At 55.7% G+C, this 16,053-nt stretch carries 15 protein-coding genes; 6 read left to right on the top strand and 9 right to left on the bottom strand.

Annotation, left to right across the window (positions count from 1 at the left end; genetic code table 11):
• Positions 1-9: 9 nt before the first annotated feature.
• The 8 genes from PHACT_RS10670 to PHACT_RS10635 all read right to left on the bottom strand — a co-directional run bounded on the left by PHACT_RS10670 (position 10) and on the right by PHACT_RS10635 (position 9,027).
• Positions 10-2,661: a M14 metallopeptidase family protein gene (locus PHACT_RS10670; protein WP_245730702.1), complete on the bottom strand. Its 2,652-nt coding sequence runs from the start codon at positions 2,659-2,661 to the stop codon at positions 10-12.
• A 140-nt stretch (positions 2,662-2,801) separates the two neighbouring features.
• The gene (djlA, locus tag PHACT_RS10665) at positions 2,802-3,566 is read right to left on the bottom strand and encodes a co-chaperone DjlA (RefSeq protein ID WP_070117756.1); all 765 of its coding nucleotides are present in this window, start codon (positions 3,564-3,566) and stop codon (positions 2,802-2,804) included.
• A 41-nt stretch (positions 3,567-3,607) separates the two neighbouring features.
• Positions 3,608-4,984, bottom strand: a complete 1,377-nt coding sequence (locus tag PHACT_RS10660; protein ID WP_245730700.1) for a ribonuclease J — start codon at positions 4,982-4,984, stop codon at positions 3,608-3,610.
• 17 nt (positions 4,985-5,001) lie between these two features.
• Positions 5,002-5,754 (bottom strand): M15 family metallopeptidase, encoded by a 753-nt coding sequence (locus PHACT_RS10655; RefSeq protein WP_083264513.1) that lies wholly within the window; start codon positions 5,752-5,754, stop codon positions 5,002-5,004.
• On the bottom strand, positions 5,744-6,235 hold the full coding sequence (locus tag PHACT_RS10650; RefSeq protein ID WP_070117755.1) for a YehS family protein: 492 nt from the start codon (positions 6,233-6,235) through the stop codon (positions 5,744-5,746). The genes PHACT_RS10655 and PHACT_RS10650 overlap by 11 nt, the downstream gene beginning before the upstream one ends.
• Positions 6,232-6,501 carry an RNA-binding S4 domain-containing protein gene (locus PHACT_RS10645; protein WP_245730698.1) on the bottom strand — a complete coding sequence of 90 codons (270 nt, stop codon included), beginning with the start codon at positions 6,499-6,501 and terminating at the stop codon, positions 6,232-6,234. Before PHACT_RS10645 ends, PHACT_RS10650 begins: the two co-directional genes overlap by 4 nt.
• Before the next feature lie 31 nt (positions 6,502-6,532).
• A complete protein-coding gene (locus tag PHACT_RS10640; protein WP_070117754.1) occupies positions 6,533-7,372 on the bottom strand; it encodes a CvfB family protein in 840 nt (279 codons plus the stop codon).
• Positions 7,373-7,458: 86 nt separating this feature from the next.
• On the bottom strand, positions 7,459-9,027 hold the full coding sequence (locus PHACT_RS10635) for an AbgT family transporter (RefSeq protein ID WP_070117753.1): 1,569 nt from the start codon (positions 9,025-9,027) through the stop codon (positions 7,459-7,461).
• A gap of 248 nt (positions 9,028-9,275) precedes the next feature.
• On the opposite strand from PHACT_RS10635, the gene PHACT_RS10630 reads away from it, so the two are divergent.
• Together PHACT_RS10630 and PHACT_RS10625 are read left to right on the top strand one after the other, a co-directional pair.
• Entirely contained in the window at positions 9,276-9,845 is a 570-nt protein-coding gene (locus tag PHACT_RS10630; protein ID WP_070117752.1) for a YfiR family protein, read from the top strand.
• A gap of 48 nt (positions 9,846-9,893) precedes the next feature.
• Positions 9,894-11,453, top strand: coding sequence for a methyl-accepting chemotaxis protein (locus PHACT_RS10625; protein ID WP_070117751.1), 1,560 nt, complete (start codon positions 9,894-9,896; stop codon positions 11,451-11,453).
• A 9-nt stretch (positions 11,454-11,462) separates the two neighbouring features.
• Here PHACT_RS10625 and PHACT_RS10620 read toward each other — a convergent pair whose 3' ends face one another.
• Positions 11,463-13,022 carry an amidase family protein gene (locus tag PHACT_RS10620; RefSeq protein WP_070117750.1) on the bottom strand — a complete coding sequence of 520 codons (1,560 nt, stop codon included), beginning with the start codon at positions 13,020-13,022 and terminating at the stop codon, positions 11,463-11,465.
• A gap of 159 nt (positions 13,023-13,181) precedes the next feature.
• Between PHACT_RS10620 and PHACT_RS10615 the strand changes: the two genes are divergently transcribed.
• Genes PHACT_RS10615 through PHACT_RS10600 form a run of 4 tightly spaced genes read left to right on the top strand, consistent with a single transcriptional unit; the run spans position 13,182 to position 16,010 of the window.
• Complete coding sequence (locus PHACT_RS10615; protein ID WP_070117749.1) at positions 13,182-13,850, top strand: hypothetical protein; 669 nt, start codon at positions 13,182-13,184, stop codon at positions 13,848-13,850.
• Entirely contained in the window at positions 13,837-14,262 is a 426-nt protein-coding gene (locus tag PHACT_RS10610; RefSeq protein WP_070117748.1) for a FixH family protein, read from the top strand. Before PHACT_RS10615 ends, PHACT_RS10610 begins: the two co-directional genes overlap by 14 nt.
• Before the next feature lie 9 nt (positions 14,263-14,271).
• On the top strand, positions 14,272-15,510 hold the full coding sequence (locus PHACT_RS10605; protein WP_070117747.1) for a cytochrome-c peroxidase: 1,239 nt from the start codon (positions 14,272-14,274) through the stop codon (positions 15,508-15,510).
• Between the two features lie 44 nt (positions 15,511-15,554).
• Positions 15,555-16,010 (top strand): DedA family protein, encoded by a 456-nt coding sequence (locus tag PHACT_RS10600; RefSeq protein WP_070117746.1) that lies wholly within the window; start codon positions 15,555-15,557, stop codon positions 16,008-16,010.
• Positions 16,011-16,053: the final 43 nt, after the last annotated feature.

Raw genomic sequence — 16,053 nt, 5'->3', positions numbered from 1 at the left:
AATAAATGATCAATTCGAAGCGCCACTGCTGATAGTATGACCGAAGAACACGGCATTCATGAACAGTCGTGTAGTACCGAACCAGAAGGCGCGGAAATTGGGGTTATCCGTCATCGCAATGACCCTGCCCGACCCGAGCGCCGTCACCACAATCGCGGCGGTACCTGCCATGGTGTCGATATTCTCCTGCGATACATATCCGCTTGCCAGTGGCATGTCGGTATATTGCAACGGTGTTGCATAGGGATTTTCCGCTCGCTCCATAAACAGTGTACTGTCCCGGAAAACCCGCAGTAGAGACGTATTGTAGCCATATCCCAGCGGATGAGTCAGATCCAGTGTGGTATTGAATATGCTGCCGCCGATCAGCTGCTCGCCACGATTGCGTTCCATGTCTGCGTAAGAAAGCGTGGTGTCACTTTCTTGCCCGGAATTGTCAATCAGTGTGATATTGGCAAGTTCATTACGGGCCGCCCAGCTTAGCGCGGACTTGTAGACAATCAAGGTTCCGCCGGCTTCGACCCACTGTTTGACTCGGTCAGCCTGCACCGAGGAATAACTGCCACTCGCCATGATCAACACGTTATAGTGATTCAGATCAGCCTGCTTCATCTGCTCCTGAGTCAGTAGGGTAATCGGCATGGCAAACTTCTGGTCAAAGGTGTGCCAGGCTTCACCGACCTCAGAGGAGCGTGTACCTTCGCCTGCCAACAGCGCAATACTGGGTCGACGCAGATTACTGAAACCGGGACTGCCCAGGTCAATGCCGCCGGCGGATAAACCGGTTTCCATGGCATACACCGTCATCGCTTCTTCTTCGCTGGCCTGGCGCATCAGCGAACGAATCTCGTCGGCCTGGACGTCCTGGGGGCCCACCGCCACCATGATGGTGCCGTAATCAAATTGCCGTTCACCGGCAGGCGTCGCCGCCGTGAACGGTTCAGTTGCCACTTTTACCCGGATGCCGGCATCCAGCAATCGGTACAATGCACGCGGGGCATAGAACTCGTCCCACTCAAACAGATAGGCATAGGCATTGTTGCCACCAACAAACTCACCTGCCGGAAAGTCATTGACTGCAACCATGTCTCCCAGCAGATCGCTGTTGAACGCCCGACTGCCCAGTTCGGCAAACGGCGTATTAAATGCGTAGGGGAAAGTCCAGGTAGAGACGTCGTAGAACAACGTGTCAGGAAACTCGGTGCGTCGCTCGAAAATGGATTCGATCAACCGGTGCTGGCCCTGACTACCGGATACGACATAGGCCTGACCGCTCTGAAAAGTCTGCTCACCAACGTTCAGGTCCTCAGCAAGCACATGCACGGCAATCTGATGTTGACGCAGCACCTCTGCCATTCGATAGGCGCTGCCGCTGTCGTCTGCATCACCGAACACATAACCTTTGGTGTCTGCTGCGTCGGCCATGTCCAGTGCTTCCCGATAGAACTCGCGCTGATAATCGAGCAATTCGGTGCGCAAAGACAACGCACCTTCCAGCGTCGACAGCGAACTCAGAAACTGATTCTGGATGGTAAATGGGAAACGCAGTACACCATGCGCGGTGTCACGTGCGTGGCCGCGCGAGCTGGCCTGTTCAAACAAAATACCAACGGCGCCATTGATGTCAGGGTACGTCGAGCCCTTACCATAATAAAAGTCATCAAAGCTCTCGCGGGCATAATACAGTCGCTGATCAGCATCCAACGCCTGTGCGTGAAACTGTGCGATGCTTTCAGTCAGATCCTGATTTCGCTGCGGCGTCATGGGGTGCGTACGGGACGGAATGCCCGGCTGAAAGAAAAATGTGTTATCAGACCCCATTTCGTGATGATCGGTTAGTACGTTGGGCCGCCATCGGTAGAAATTTTCCAGCCGGGCGCGACTCTCCGGGTGCCGCAATGGCAGCCAGTCGCGGTTCAGATCGAACCAGTAATGGTTGGTACGACCGCCGGGCCAGGGTTCGTTCTGCTCCATGTTATTGGGATCGCTCGACAAGGTCATGGCGCGGCGACTGTTAGCCCACTGAGCAAAGCGATCCAGACCATCAGGATTAAACGATGGGTCGACCAGAATGACCGCATTGGCAAGTGCGTCTTCAATCTCTGGCCCTTGGGCGGCAGCCAGGTGATAGACATACAACAGCGCGGCATTGGCACCACTGGGTTCGTTGCCGTGCACACTGTAGCCCTGATACAGCACCACCGGCATATCCGCCACCGCCACGTCCTCGCTGCCGGACGGATCGCTGAGCGCCAGATGCTGCTGACGAATTTGTTCTATTCGGCCGTGGTTCTCCGGTGAGGTAATGGTAAGCATCAGCAGTGCCCGGTTTTCATAGGAACGACCGAAGCGCTCTATCGAGATACGGTCCGACGCTTCCGCCACTGCATGCATATAGTTGACCAGTTGGTCGTGGCGTACATGCCATTCGCCTGGTACGGTTCCCAGTACCTGTTCCGGGGTTGGTATGGCCGGATCATAACTGACGCCGTCAGGCAGGTAATAATCCATACTTGCTTGTGCGTCAGCCGGATTCTGGGCACTGCTCAGCGGCGCATGGATGAGCGTCACAATGGCCAGCAGCCTGGTCAATGTCCACAATCGGCTAAGGTTCGACAAACGGTGCAGGTTTGACAGAATGGTTTGGACAGAATTCATCATGATGCCAGCCTCTTTATGGGCAATTTGCGAATTTTGGACAATCAGCAGACTGCTTGCCATTTTAGTTATTACGACCAGAGTATCTATTTGCGGCCGTGATGGCTATACGGCATTCGTCCCCTGATACCTTCAGGCACCCGTTATTGCCTGCGCGCGTCCCGGATCAGGTCGTATGCGCTGGCGATATCACTGGTCTTGCGCTCGGCAATTTCGCGCATGCTGTCGGGCAACCCCTGACTGGCCAGCTTATCCGGATGATTTTCGTTCATCAGTTTACGGTAGGCCCGCTTAAGATCAGCATCGCTGACACTCGCTGGTACGCCCAATACCTTATATGCATCGGCCAGCTGTTGATCGGCAGAACGACCATCGCCACCACGCTGACCACCGCGCAACATCGCTTCGAGTTGCTCCACCTGGGATTCGGGCAGGCCAAGTCCGCGCGCAATGCGCAGCAACATTTTGTGTTCTTCCGGATGCACCTGGCCATCGGCGGCTACTGCGCTGATCTGGATCTGCAGAAACATGCGCAGCATGGCCGGATGGCCGCGGCTGACACGGCGAAAGCGCACAAGCTCGGCATCAAGATCGAAGCCATCCGTCTTGCCGCGATTGAATGCCGCAATTGCCATTTCGCGCTGTTGACCGGACAGTCGCAGTTGACTGAACACTGTCTCCGCTGCCTGCACTTCGTTCCGGGTGACCACTCCGTCGGCCTTGCACAGGGCTCCCATCACGGCAAACATGGAATCAAGAAAACCAGACTGGATCTGGACCAGTCCGGCCACCGCCTGCTTCTTTAGATAAGCTGACAGGAACCAGCCCGCGGCAGCCCCCATGACAAACCCGATTGGCCCACCCATCAGGGACCCGACAAACCCACCCAGTAATACAGCAAACAAAATACTACTCCTGTGGCCGTTATGGCCATGACATTAATAACGAATCAGACTTTTTCCAGACGCCGGTGACGCTCGTCGAACCAGAGACGACCAACCGGCACCACCGACCTGTGCACCCGGTTGTTGACGATATCAAACACATCGCCATTTTTCCCCTGCAGACAAACAGGCACACCGTTGCTGCCGGCGATCTCTGCATTGCAACGCATGTGATGAGCCTCCCCGTGTATCGGAATGGCAATACGCGGCTTCACCCATTGATACATCAACGCCAACTCGTCAGAGTAAGGGTGTCCGGACGCATGCAGTGACCTGGCCGTGTTGTCTGCATGCGTCACCTTGATGTGACGTGCTTCAAAGCCGGCAATCAGGCGCGCCACATCAGCTTCATTGCCGGGAATGGTTTTGGCACTGAAGATAATATGATCGCCTGCGGCGAGATTCACATCGCGATGGTTGTCCATGGCCAGCCGGTGCAGCGCTGCTCCAGCCTCACCCTGACTGCCGGTTGCCAACAGCAACATCTCCTGCGGTTGCAGATAACCCAGATCAGCATTGTCTACCACGGTGAAATTGTCCTGCAGATAACCGGCGGCACGGGCGCAGGCTGTCATGTTATGCAGAGAGCGCCCAATCACGCCCAGATAGCGCTTTGCCACATGAGCAACATTCCCCAGGGTTTGCAGGCGCGCTATATTGCTGGCGAAACAGGCGACCACAACCCGCCCCTCACTTTCCCGCACTGTTGCCAACAGGTCTTCAAACAATTCCGATTCAGACAGTGAGCTGCCGGCGTGAGTCGCGTTGGTTGAGTCACACACAATAGCGTCAATACGGGACTGACCTGCCGCCTGAAACAAAGTCGGATTTATGGCATCGCCAACCACGGGCGCAGAATCCAGCTTCCAGTCGGCCGTATGCAGTATCTTCGCCACTGGTGTGCTGATCATGAGGGCATTTGTTTCAGGCGTGGAATGGGTGATCGGCAACCAGCGTAAGCGGAACGGACCCAGCTCCAGTGTTTCACCCGGGTGCACCGTGACCAGCGGCGCATCAATACCGAGTTGACGCAACTTGCGTTGCAGCACCTGGCGGGTAAACGGCGTGGTATAAATCGGGCAACGGAACTGCTGCCACAAATGAGGAATGGCGCCAATATGATCTTCATGCGCATGCGTGGCTACGATGCCCAGCAGCGCTTCGCTGCGATTAGCGATAAACACCGGGTCAGGCATTTCCACGCGGTTGCCGGCCTGGGGTTGATCGTCGATTCGCTCGAAAGTAACACCGCAGTCCACCATCAACCACTGCCCTGCATGACCATACAGATTCAGGTTCATGCCAATTTCGCCACAGCCACCCAAGGGCACAAACCAGCAATCCTGATGCCCCGGACCGTTAACTGTACTGATCGTTGTCAAAAGCGAAACCTGCAAACTTAGTCGATGGCAAAATCAAAATACTGATCCGAAAAAGGTTCGTTGCGCAAGGTATAGTGCCACCATTCCTGATCATAATTGCTAAAACCTGCCGCCTCCATCAAGTCACGCAACAAGTGGCGGTTGGCCAGAATGTCGTCACCCACGTCAGGGTTGTCGGTGTGAGACAGAGCATCAAAACAGTCGTAGCTGGTCCCCATATTGATGCTGTTGTCCGGGTAGCGCTGCGCTTCGTTGCCCCGGCAGTCGTAGCCGGCCATGGGATCGGCCTGCGGCTGCGTCGAACCCAGCCGTACCAGAGTAAGGTCCAAAGTACTTCCCCGGCTGTGCCCGGAACGCTCGGCAATGTACCCCCGACTGAACAGCTCGTCTTTAGGCACATCGGGATAAAACGCCGCTTTCATTTTCTGGTCATCAAGATCAGCCGCCCAGCGGATAAAATGGTCAACCGCACGCTGCGGCCTGAAACAGTCGTACACCTTCAGCGAGTAACCCTGCAGATTTGCCTGCGCTTGGGCGTCGGCCAGCGCCGATGCCGCAGCCGTGGTCAGCACACAGGCAGTCGCCTGGTAACCGGTGATGGGTTCACCGACAAAGTTATTGTTGGTGGTGTACCGCATATCCAGCTCAATGGAGTCATCCACCCTGGCCAGTGCAGTGAAGCCGGGCGGCAATTCCTGGTCGACCGCAAGACTCGTGCAGTGTCCGAGCATTAACGTTGCGGCCACCAGAAACGTAGTTCTAATCCGCATCACCGCTCCCTGCTGTGCCACTCTGATCACGGCACCGTATCTGAATGGCTTTAAGGAAATTGCGCAAAATCTGATCTTTGCACTGCCGATAGTGTTTGTGTCCGGGTTTTCGAAACAGCGCCGTCAGCTCATGCTGGCTAAGACTCATGCCCGCATCTTCCAGCATGGCCAGCACATCGTCTGACTTCAGGTTCAAGGCAATACGCAGCTTCATGAAAATCATGTTATTGCTCAGTTCGTGCTCCGGTTCAGGCTGCGGCCCTTCTTTTTTACCACGCAGGGTATTAATCAATCCGTTTAAAAACGTGGCCAGCGTGACATCGTCGCAGAAAACAAAATCAGGGTCTTCATCCGGCTTCAGCCAGTTGCAAACCTGATCGCGAGAGACTTTGCATTCCGCCTGTGCAAACACATCCATCATCTGCTGGTCGCTGTAATCGAAGGCATATCGGAGTCTGCGCAATACATCGTTGTTGATCATGCTTCGCCTCCCGTAAATACAATCCGCAAACGCTGGCCGGCAAATTCAATCACATCATCTGCCATAATTTTTTTCCGCTTCTGGGTTTCAACCGCACCGTTGACCAGCACCATACCATCAGCAACAACTGATTTGGCTTCTGCGCCACTGCCTACAAGGCCTTCAAATTTCAGCACCTTGTATAGCTCAACGGGAATGACATTAACTTCAACGTCAACGGGTTCGGGTCCGGCCTGTTGCTGTCCGGTGGTATCTATGTTCTTCAATGTGGTTTCCTGCTTCATTGAGTTTAACGTTTCACGCATCGGGGCTAAGTTGAATCCCGTCCGATCGGATATCGATCACGCCCTGTTTGTACAAGCGACCGATGGTTTTCTTGAACGCAGATTTGCTGAGTTTAAACACACGAGCGATCTCAGCAGGTGATGACTTGTCATGGATCGGCGCAAAACCGCCCTGCTTTTCGAGATAGGCGACAATCAAAGACCCGTGTTCATCCAGCACCTCGGCAGCCGGCCGCAGGGAGAGGTCGATACGGCCATCGGGACGGACATGACGAATATAACCCTGGATGCTCTGACCAAAACTCAGCCGCCCGGTCACGTCGGCATGATGCAGCACACCCCAATGGTTGTGATTGATGATTGCCTTGAATCCGAGATCAGTACTGTTGGCGATGATCAGGTCGACGGGCTGACCGGCGTTAAAGCGATGAGGTTTGTCGTCATCCAGAAACTTGTCAATTTTTGACGAAGCCACGATCCGGCCATGGACTTTATCAACATATATGTAGACCAGATACGAGCGCCCCTCTTCCATGGGGCGGTGCTGCTCCATGAACGGCACCAGCAGGTCTTTTTCCAGTCCCCAGTCCAGAAACGCACCCACCGCATTGCAATCAACCACAGGCAGATAGGCAAACTGTCCAACACAGGCAACGGGCATGCGCATGCTCGCCACCGGTCGATCCTCACTGTCAAGGTAGACAAATACCCGCAGGCTGTCACCGATGGCCGTTCCCGTCGGCACCTGCCGCCGGGGCAACAGCAAACGGTCGGCCTCACCTGTCTCCAGATACACGCCAATATCCGCCAATTCAAGGACCTGCAGGGTATAAACTTTGCCTAGTTGCAACATGTCTCACTCGACTAACCGGTTTTCGCCGATTATACAGACTATCGCCCGTCATACCTTGTTCATTTAAGGCAGGATCAGCGGATCGGTTAGCCGGTGTAATAGGTTGCCGCGCCCGGGCCCACCGGCAATCCCAGCAAAAACACCCAGATGTAGAACAGCACAACCCAGCAGATGAAGAAAAAGATGGAGAATGGCAGCATCGTCGCAATCATGGTGCCGATGCCGATATTCTTGTTGTAACGCGTGGCCCAGGCCAGAATCAGGCCAAAATAACTCATCATCGGCGTAATGATATTGGTGGTTGAGTCACCGATACGATAGGCAGCCTGTATCAATTCAGGCGCGTAACCTACCAGCATCAGCATGGGCACAAAGACCGGGGCGGTCACCGCCCACTGCGCGGATGCCGAGCCCAGCATGAGATTGACAAAGCAGCACATAATGATAAAAAACACGAACACCAGTGGACCCGTAAGTTCGGCGCTAATCAGGAATTCGGCCCCTGTCACCGCGGTAATCACGCCCAGGTTGGTCCAGCCAAAAAACGCCACAAACTGGGCGGCAAAGAACACCAACACCACGTAAAGGCCCAGCGTCGATACCGCCGAAGCCATGGCATCAATCACATCACGGTCATTGCGCATGCTGCCGGTCACCCGGCCGTAAGCGAACCCGGTGGCCAGGAAGAACAGGAAAATGAAGGCGACAATGCTGCGAAAGAACGGCCCGGTACTGCCATCAACCGGGTCGCGCAATGGCGCGCCTTCGGGTATTGCCAGCAACGCGATCAGCCCGAGCACCAGGGCAGCGGCAACACCGGCGCCCAGTAGCCCTTTGCGCTCAACTGGCGTCAGCTTCTCCATGCTGTTGCCATCAAGCACACCCGGATCAGCGTGGCTGCTGTCATAGTCGCCGAGTTTGGGCTCAACAATAAAAATCGTTACCAGCGAACCGACGATTGTGATCATGAAGGTACTGACCGCCATGAAGTACCAGTTGGCAGTGGCAAACACTTCATAAGATGGGTCGATCAGTCGCGCCGCCTCCTGCGTGATGCCTGCCAGCAAAGGATCTACGGTACCGATCAGCAGATTGGCACTGTAACCACCGGAAACACCGGCAAACGCTGCCGCCATGCCCGCCAGCGGATGCCGGCCCAGCGCCAGGAAAATCGCCCCCGCCAGGGGCACCAGCACCACATACCCCATTTCCGAGGCGGTATTGGAGATGACACCGGCAAACACAATGGCGACCGTCACTACATGCCGCGGCGCGCTCAACACTATGCCGCGCACCATCGCCGATAGCAGTCCTGATTTTTCTGCAATACCCACACCGAGCATGGCCACCAACACCACACCCAGTGGCGCAAAATTGACAAAATTGCTCACCAGATTGCCGAGTATCAGGCGCAGACCTTCTGCGTTGAGCAGACTGACCGCTTCAATGACACTGCCTTCCGGCGCTGAGGGTCGCGGATCTGCGACTGACACGCCCAGTGCACCAAACAGTCCCGACAACAGCACCATGGCAAATGCCAGCAGCGCAAATAACGTGACGGGATGCGGCAGCAGGTTGCCCAGCCATTCAACCGAGTCCAGAAAGCGGGTAAACCAGCCACGCCGGCCAGAAGTGCCTGTGCTGCCATTTGTCATTATCCAGCCTCTTCTTGTTAGTTGTCGGTCAGCAGCCGACTTTTCGCCGCGCGACCAATGCCGTTACGGCAGTTATGTCACCGATAGACACAAAATAGAAAGGAGAATTTACTAAAGCTTTTGCTTTTGCGGCCGTTCACTGTCTTGCAGCGCTCCCCTATACCTGAAATCGATAACCCGGCTGCCCAACGTACGCAGCGACTTGTCGACAGGCGACATTAACAAACATTTTTAGCCAGAGAAAGCTCATGAAAAACATTCTTGCCTCAACAATGGTCCGCCGATGCCTGATGATCGGTTTATTTTCGGCTGTTGCCGCAACCTCGGCACAGGCCCAGCAGGGTCAGATCGCCGCAAGCGATGGCGGCGGTGACGCCATTGCGCGCTTCGTAATGAACTTCGGCCGCTTCATTGACTGGCCGGATGCAGCTTTCAGTAGTGCCGACGCCGACCTGCGCGTGTGCCTGCTGGGTGAAAACGAGCTGGGCAATTCACTGAATCAGATCGTCGATGGCAAGCGTGCCGGTGACCGCACCATCACTGTCAGCAACCTGGCTGGCACTGATCTGGCCGGGGCACGCAACTGTCATATCGTCTACGTCAGCTCCAGCGAGACAGGTCGTACCGCCGAGATCACCGGCGCGGTGGCCGATTCCCACACGCTGACTGTCAGCGAAATCGCCAACTTCCCAGAAGACGGCGGCATGATCGGATTGGCTGGCGAACGTGGTGATCGCATTGCCATCCGTATGAACCGGGCTCTTATCGAGCAAACCGGCCTGAACGTTCGCGAACAGCTGATGCGCGCTATTCAGTGATGGTGTAACCCACACGACTGCCCGCTGGAGGACCAAACCGTGATAAATATGAACTGGACCCTGAAATGGAAAGTGTTGACAGGTGTCACACTGACCAGCGCGTTGGCGGTAGTGATATCGACAGCCATCCTGGTAGTGGTTGAGCTGCGTCGACTTGACGATACGATGAGTACGGATGCATTGACCACCGCTCGCCTGATCGGCGCCAACACCACCGGTGCACTGGCGTTTTTTGATGATGCATCAGCCACGGAAACACTTCGTGCGCTGGATGCCAATGACAGCATCATGGCTGCCGTTTTGTTTGACGACAGCGGCAGCCCGTTTGCCGAGTTTATTGGCGGCGGTGACAGTGGCGGCGCTCTGCCGCGCAGCCCCGGTCGACAGGAGGTCGTGCAACGACCCGAGCTCGGCTATCTCGAGCTGTTTGAACCAGTGGCGATGGACGGCGATGTTATCGGCACTCTGTATATGCGCGTCAGCCTGGCCGAGCGTCAGGAAGTTCTCAGCACCTATATTACAATTTCCATTCTGATTGTTCTTGGCGTTACCGCACTGGCATTGGGCATCTCCTTGTTAATCCAGCGCTCCATTGTGCGACCGGTCGTTGAAGTGGTGAATGCCTTGCGCGACATGGCGGAAGGCGATGGCGACCTGACTCAACGCATTCATGTCTCCAGCAAGGATGAAGTGGGCGAGTTGGCACACTGGTTCAATATCTTTGCCGAACGCGTACATGATGTTGTTGGCAAATTCAAAGAGTCCGCCATCAATCTCAGCGCCGCCGCAGAGCAATTGTCGGGAACCATCACCAAGACCTCTGCCGGTGCTTTGCGCCAGCAAAGTGAGATTGAGCATGTCGCCAAAGCCATGTCAGAGATGTCGACCACGGTTGAAGAGGTTGCGCGCAATGTTGGCATGGCCGCCAACGATGCCCAGCAGGCCGATGACGAATCTGCCAAGGGTGCGGACGTGGTTACCCAGACCATGGGTGCGATCACCGCACTGGCGCGTGATATCGACGAGGCCTCTGACGTTATCACTAACCTGCAAAAGGAAACTGACAGCATTGGTTCGGTGCTCGATGTAATTCGCGGCATTGCCGAGCAGACCAACCTGCTGGCACTGAACGCGGCAATCGAAGCAGCCCGGGCTGGCGAACAGGGTCGGGGCTTTGCCGTTGTTGCTGACGAAGTCCGCACACTGGCAAGCCGCACCCAGGCCTCCACGGAAGAAATCCAGAACATGATCACCAAGCTGCAGACAGGTGCCAATCAGGCGGTGCAGGTAATGGTCAAAGGCAAGGACCAGGCAGCGTCCAGCGTTGATCACGCCAGCCGTGCCGGCGAGTCCCTGCAAAACATTACCCGGGCTGTGTCGGTGATCAAAGACATGAGCAATCAGATCGCCAGCGCGTCAGAGGAACAGTCTGCCGTCAGCCTGGAAATAAACCGCAACATCAACAACATCTCCGATGTTGCCAACGAAACAGCAACCGGTTCACGCGAAATCAGTTCCGGCGCGAGCGAACTGGCAAGACTTGCAGCCGAACTGCAGTCGCTGGTCGGTCAGTTCAAATGTGATGTGCCCGGTCAGCACCGGGCCTGAGTCACACCATCACGGCGCCGTACTGATAAATTGCGGCGCCTGATAGGCATCAAGTTCACGCTCAATCTCGGCCGCCAGGCCGAGTAGCGTGGCTTCCGACCAGGGCAAACCCACTACGCTGACTCCCAGCGGCAACACGCCATTAAAAGCCGCCGGCACGGTAATCGAGGGATAACCGGAAATTGCGGCCGGGCCCGACGTACCAAAGCCAAAATCATCACCACTATCGGGATCAATGGACCAGGCTTTGCTGTAGGACGGCATGATAATGGCATCAGCACCCTGCGCCTGCAGGTATTCATTCAGCAGCGCTTCAGCCAACTCGCGGCTGCTTGCCAGCGCCTGCTCGTACGACGCCCGATCAGCATCAGGATCAATCGCAGCGGCCTGTTCCAAATACTCCTGACCGAACGCTCCCAGCGCTTCTTCACCGCGCGCGCTGTTAAAAGCGACCAACTCGGCAAAACTGTTCACGTCCTCATTAACGCCGTAGTCCTGCAACCACGATTCCAAGTCACGGCGAAACTCGTAGATCAACACCTCGAATTCAGCGACTCCCATCTCCTGTGGTGGCTGCCAGGTATCCAACTGCACAACCTCAACGCCCCGAGACTCAAACATTTCGGTCAGTTGCTCAAACACCGGCGTATATGCAGGTTCACGCTCATCAAAGGCCCGCACTAATATCACTTTTTCCAGCTCCGGCATCTGATCAACAGCATAGAGCAAGGGGCGACCAAGACGGCTGCGTGCTGCCGGTGTCAGCATAGCGTCCAGCAAGAGCGCAGCATCAAATACATTGCGAGCCATGGGGCCGGCTATATCCTGAGCACTGGCAATCGGAATAATACCCTCGCCTGACACGCTGCCCCGCGTTGGTTTGATACCAACGATGCCATTGATTGCCGATGGGCACATGATCGAACCGTCGGTTTCAGTCCCCACCGCCAACAGCGTCATGTCCGCAGCCACGGCAACCGCCGAGCCGGCACTGGAGCCGCACGGTGTATGTGTCAACAAGTGCGGGTTGAGTGTCTGCCCGCCCAGCGCCGACCAGCCACTGATAGAGTTTTCTCCACGAAAATTGGCCCATTCCGACAGATTCGCTTTAGCCAGAATGACAGCACCGGCGGCGCGCAGTTGAGCCACAACTTCGGCATCACGCTGTGTCAGATGTCCCTGCAGCGCTAACGCTCCCGCCGTGGTCGGCATATCATCAGCGGTTGCGATATTGGCTTTCAGCACCACGGGCATGCCATGCAGCGCAGACCGGACATTGTCCGCTGCACGCTCAGCATCCATCATCCTCGCCTGTGCCAGCGCATCCTGGTTAATATCAATGATGGCTGCCAAGCCATGGCCCTGCTGGTTATCCTGTGCAATTTTGTTCAGATAATAAGTTACCAGCGCTTCACTGCTTAATTCACCGTTTTCCATCTCTGTCAGCGCTGTACGCGCATCCATCCATTCCGGCTGATCTAGAGGCTCTTCACTGCTGCAGGCTGTCAGCGTAAACAGCGTCACAATTGCGGGAAAACTCACAGCCAGCATAAGTCGGGGCAACAACATTCAGGCACTCCTGTCAGAGCAATTGGTTAAAGCGGAATGGTACTGCAGAATGCTCAAATCATAGAGCGCTTTAACCATTGTTGCCAGCCTGTTTCCCATTACTGCGCTCATACGTTATCCTCGGTCATACAATAAAAAGGTCAGCAGGCAGGAAACCCAGTGACTTCCTTGTTCACCCTCATCAAAATACTCAACGCACCGCGCTTGTCCGGAACACAACTGTTGTTGACGGCGCTGCTGTTGTTCGCCTGCCTGCCCGGCACATCCAGACCCGCTTATGGCCATGGCAGTGTGGTCGATGAAGGCGACGCCTGTGTCATTCAGTTCGGCTTCTACAGTGCACACTTTTCCATCTTTCAGCCGGGCACATCAGATCATGACAATTTTTGTGAAGACATCCCCAATGCAGGAGATAGCGTCTTTATCATGGAATATCGCCACGATTCCATGCGCCAGGTGCCTCTGGAGTTCCGCCTCATGCGCAACAATAGCGAGCTGGGCCGGTTCATTCGCTGGCAGGACATTGACGCAATGCCTGCCAGTGAGCTGAGCGCGGATACGGTGTTCCTGGAATCATTGCCACCGCAGCCTGATGGCGTTGCTCGTGTTATGCACCGTTTTGATGCCACCGGTGACTACATCGGTATTGTCAGCATTCCTCACCCCAGTGAAGATATTCTCTATCATGCGGTCTTCCCTTTCAGGGTAGGCGCCTCGGCCTGGTCCAACTGGCCCTGGGGGCTGCCGGTATTAGCGCTGCTATGGTTTGTCATCCGTCGCGCGCGCAACAGGGTTTCGACATCGGGAGGGCATCATGAAACTGTCTGACGCCTTACGCAGCACGGGGATGTTGCTGGGACTGTTGGTGACCTTTGCCGCAGCCACGTTGCCGACCGCTGCAGCGGCAGAGTCCTTGTCGGCAATGACCCAACCGGCCGGGCTGCACGTACACATGCAGAGCGAACTCGATCCGCTGGTCATCAACCAGATGCACAGCTGGATCATTCGTGTAGAAGATGCACAGGGCAATCCGGTTTCTGACGCAGACATCCGTGTCGATGGCGGCATGCCCGAACACAATCATGGTCTGGCGACCCGACCCCAGATAACCGCCAACCTGGGCGAGGGCGACTACCGACTGGAGGGCGTGCGCTTTCACATGAACGGAGAGTGGGAATTAAGACTGCAGATTGATCACGCCGGCGTGACTTACCAGACCGCCCTGACATTGACGCTGTAACCCTGGATTATGCAAAGACTTAAACTGACCGTATCAGTGCCGACCCTGTTGATGCTCGCCGCCGGCCCGGTGGCAATAATGGTATACCTGGCGTGGCAGCATTTACCGCTCTCCCTGCCCGCGCAATGGTCCCGGCAGGAACTTGCGCTATTGGAGTCCCTGTCACTGACCAATCTGCCGCCCCTGCCTCCCGATCCTGGCAATGCCGTGGCCGACAATAGCGAAGCCGCCGAGTTCGGACATCATCTGTTTTTTGACCGCCGCATGAGCGCCGATGGCAACGTTTCCTGCGCTGAATGTCATCAACCCGAACACCATTTCACAGATCGATTGCCTGTGGCTGAAGGCCTGGGCACGGTCGAACGCAATACCATGAGTCTGGTTGGCGTTGCTTACAGCCCCTGGTTTTTTTGGGACGGACGTAAAGACAGTCTTTGGGCACAGGCACTGGAACCCCTGGAGAACCCTCTCGAACATGGCAGTGATCGTAACGAAATTGCCGCGCTGATCAAATCAGACCAGGATTATCAACAACGCTATCAGCGGGTGTTTGGTTCCGGGCCCGATCAGCAGTCCAATGACCGGATATTTGCCAATATTGGCAAAGCACTGTCGGCATACCAACGCAAACTCTTGCCCGGACCCACTCGCTTTGATGATTATGTGGCCAGCCTGGACAGCAGCAACAATGAGGCAGAAAATGAGATACTGACAGACAACGAACGCGCCGGACTGCGACTGTTCATCGGCAAGGCACAGTGTATCAATTGTCACAACGGCCCACTGTTTACCAACAACGCATTCCATAATACTGCCGTATTGTCAGCCGACGGAACACTCCCGTCTCTGGGCCGGGCAGCAGGTTTAAGGTTGGCTCAGGACGATCCCTTCAATTGTCTGGGCGACTTCAGCGATGCCACACAAGCTGAGTGTTCGGAACTACGCTTCGCCAAGGGTGGCGATGACATGCTCGGTGCCCAGCGTGCGCCCAGCCTGCGTGATGTCAGTAAAACTGCGCCCTATATGCACGCCGGCCAGTTTGCCGACCTTGCTGATGTCATTGAACACTACAATAACGCCGAGCTGTCGATGATCGGTCACAATGAAGCCAAGCCGCTGGGTTTACGTGCCATAGAAAAAAAGCAGCTGGAAAGCTTTCTGCACACGCTCAACGGGCCCATCGCAACCGACCCGCGCTGGCTCAGCCCGCCGGCCCAGACAACAGACAATCCGCGGGCAGTAAAATAGACACCTATATCCTTGAGTGGCTCGAACGCAATCGCGACTATGCCATGTTTCTGGTTCCGGTTTTTGCTTTCGCTGAAGCCTGCGTTGGCATCGGCCTGCTGATTTCGGGCGCCGTTCTGGTCGCAGTCGGCTCTGTTCTGCTCGCCAACGATGTTGCCTCTCTCGGGCAGATTGTTATCCTGGCCATGGCCGGCGCCATTCTTGGCGATCATGTTGGTTTTTATACTGGACGCTGGGTTGGTCCGCGCTTCAACGGCTTCGCCTTCGCGCAGAAACACCGGGCAAAACTACAAAAATCCGAAGCCATGATTCTTAAGTATGGCCCCTACGCCATCTTCATTGGCCGCTTTATCCCCGCCATTCGCAGCCTGATCCCGGTCATGCTGGGCATCAGCGGCTTTCGCGCTACGCGTTATTCGGCACTTGATGTGGCCGCCTGCATGCTCTGGTCGGTCTGCCTTGGTGCCATACTGTGGGCCATCGAAAACATGGTAGGCTAGGCAGAGGCGAAACCAGAGCCTGACACACTCAACATCAGACCCG

The organism is Pseudohongiella acticola (assembly GCF_001758195.1).
GTDB lineage: Bacteria > Pseudomonadota > Gammaproteobacteria > Pseudomonadales > Pseudohongiellaceae > Pseudohongiella > Pseudohongiella acticola.
This window is presented reverse-complemented; position numbering and strand designations above follow the sequence as displayed.

What these genes read in the sequence shown, in the direction of transcription:
- PHACT_RS10620 (WP_070117750.1), bottom strand. Translation starts at nt 13,022, where the DNA reads ATGTTGTTGCCCCGACTTATGCTGGCTGTGAGTTTTCCCGCAATTGTG.
- PHACT_RS10600 (WP_070117746.1), top strand. Translation starts at nt 15,555, where the DNA reads ATGTTTCTGGTTCCGGTTTTTGCTTTCGCTGAAGCCTGCGTTGGCATC.
- PHACT_RS10655 (WP_083264513.1), bottom strand. Translation starts at nt 5,754, where the DNA reads ATGCGGATTAGAACTACGTTTCTGGTGGCCGCAACGTTAATGCTCGGA.
- PHACT_RS10670 (WP_245730702.1), bottom strand. Translation starts at nt 2,661, where the DNA reads ATGATGAATTCTGTCCAAACCATTCTGTCAAACCTGCACCGTTTGTCG.
- PHACT_RS10625 (WP_070117751.1), top strand. Translation starts at nt 9,894, where the DNA reads ATGAACTGGACCCTGAAATGGAAAGTGTTGACAGGTGTCACACTGACC.
- PHACT_RS10605 (WP_070117747.1), top strand. Translation starts at nt 14,272, where the DNA reads ATGCAAAGACTTAAACTGACCGTATCAGTGCCGACCCTGTTGATGCTC.
- PHACT_RS10630 (WP_070117752.1), top strand. Translation starts at nt 9,276, where the DNA reads ATGAAAAACATTCTTGCCTCAACAATGGTCCGCCGATGCCTGATGATC.
- PHACT_RS10640 (WP_070117754.1), bottom strand. Translation starts at nt 7,372, where the DNA reads ATGTTGCAACTAGGCAAAGTTTATACCCTGCAGGTCCTTGAATTGGCG.
- PHACT_RS10650 (WP_070117755.1), bottom strand. Translation starts at nt 6,235, where the DNA reads ATGATCAACAACGATGTATTGCGCAGACTCCGATATGCCTTCGATTAC.
- PHACT_RS10635 (WP_070117753.1), bottom strand. Translation starts at nt 9,027, where the DNA reads ATGACAAATGGCAGCACAGGCACTTCTGGCCGGCGTGGCTGGTTTACC.
- PHACT_RS10610 (WP_070117748.1), top strand. Translation starts at nt 13,837, where the DNA reads ATGAAACTGTCTGACGCCTTACGCAGCACGGGGATGTTGCTGGGACTG.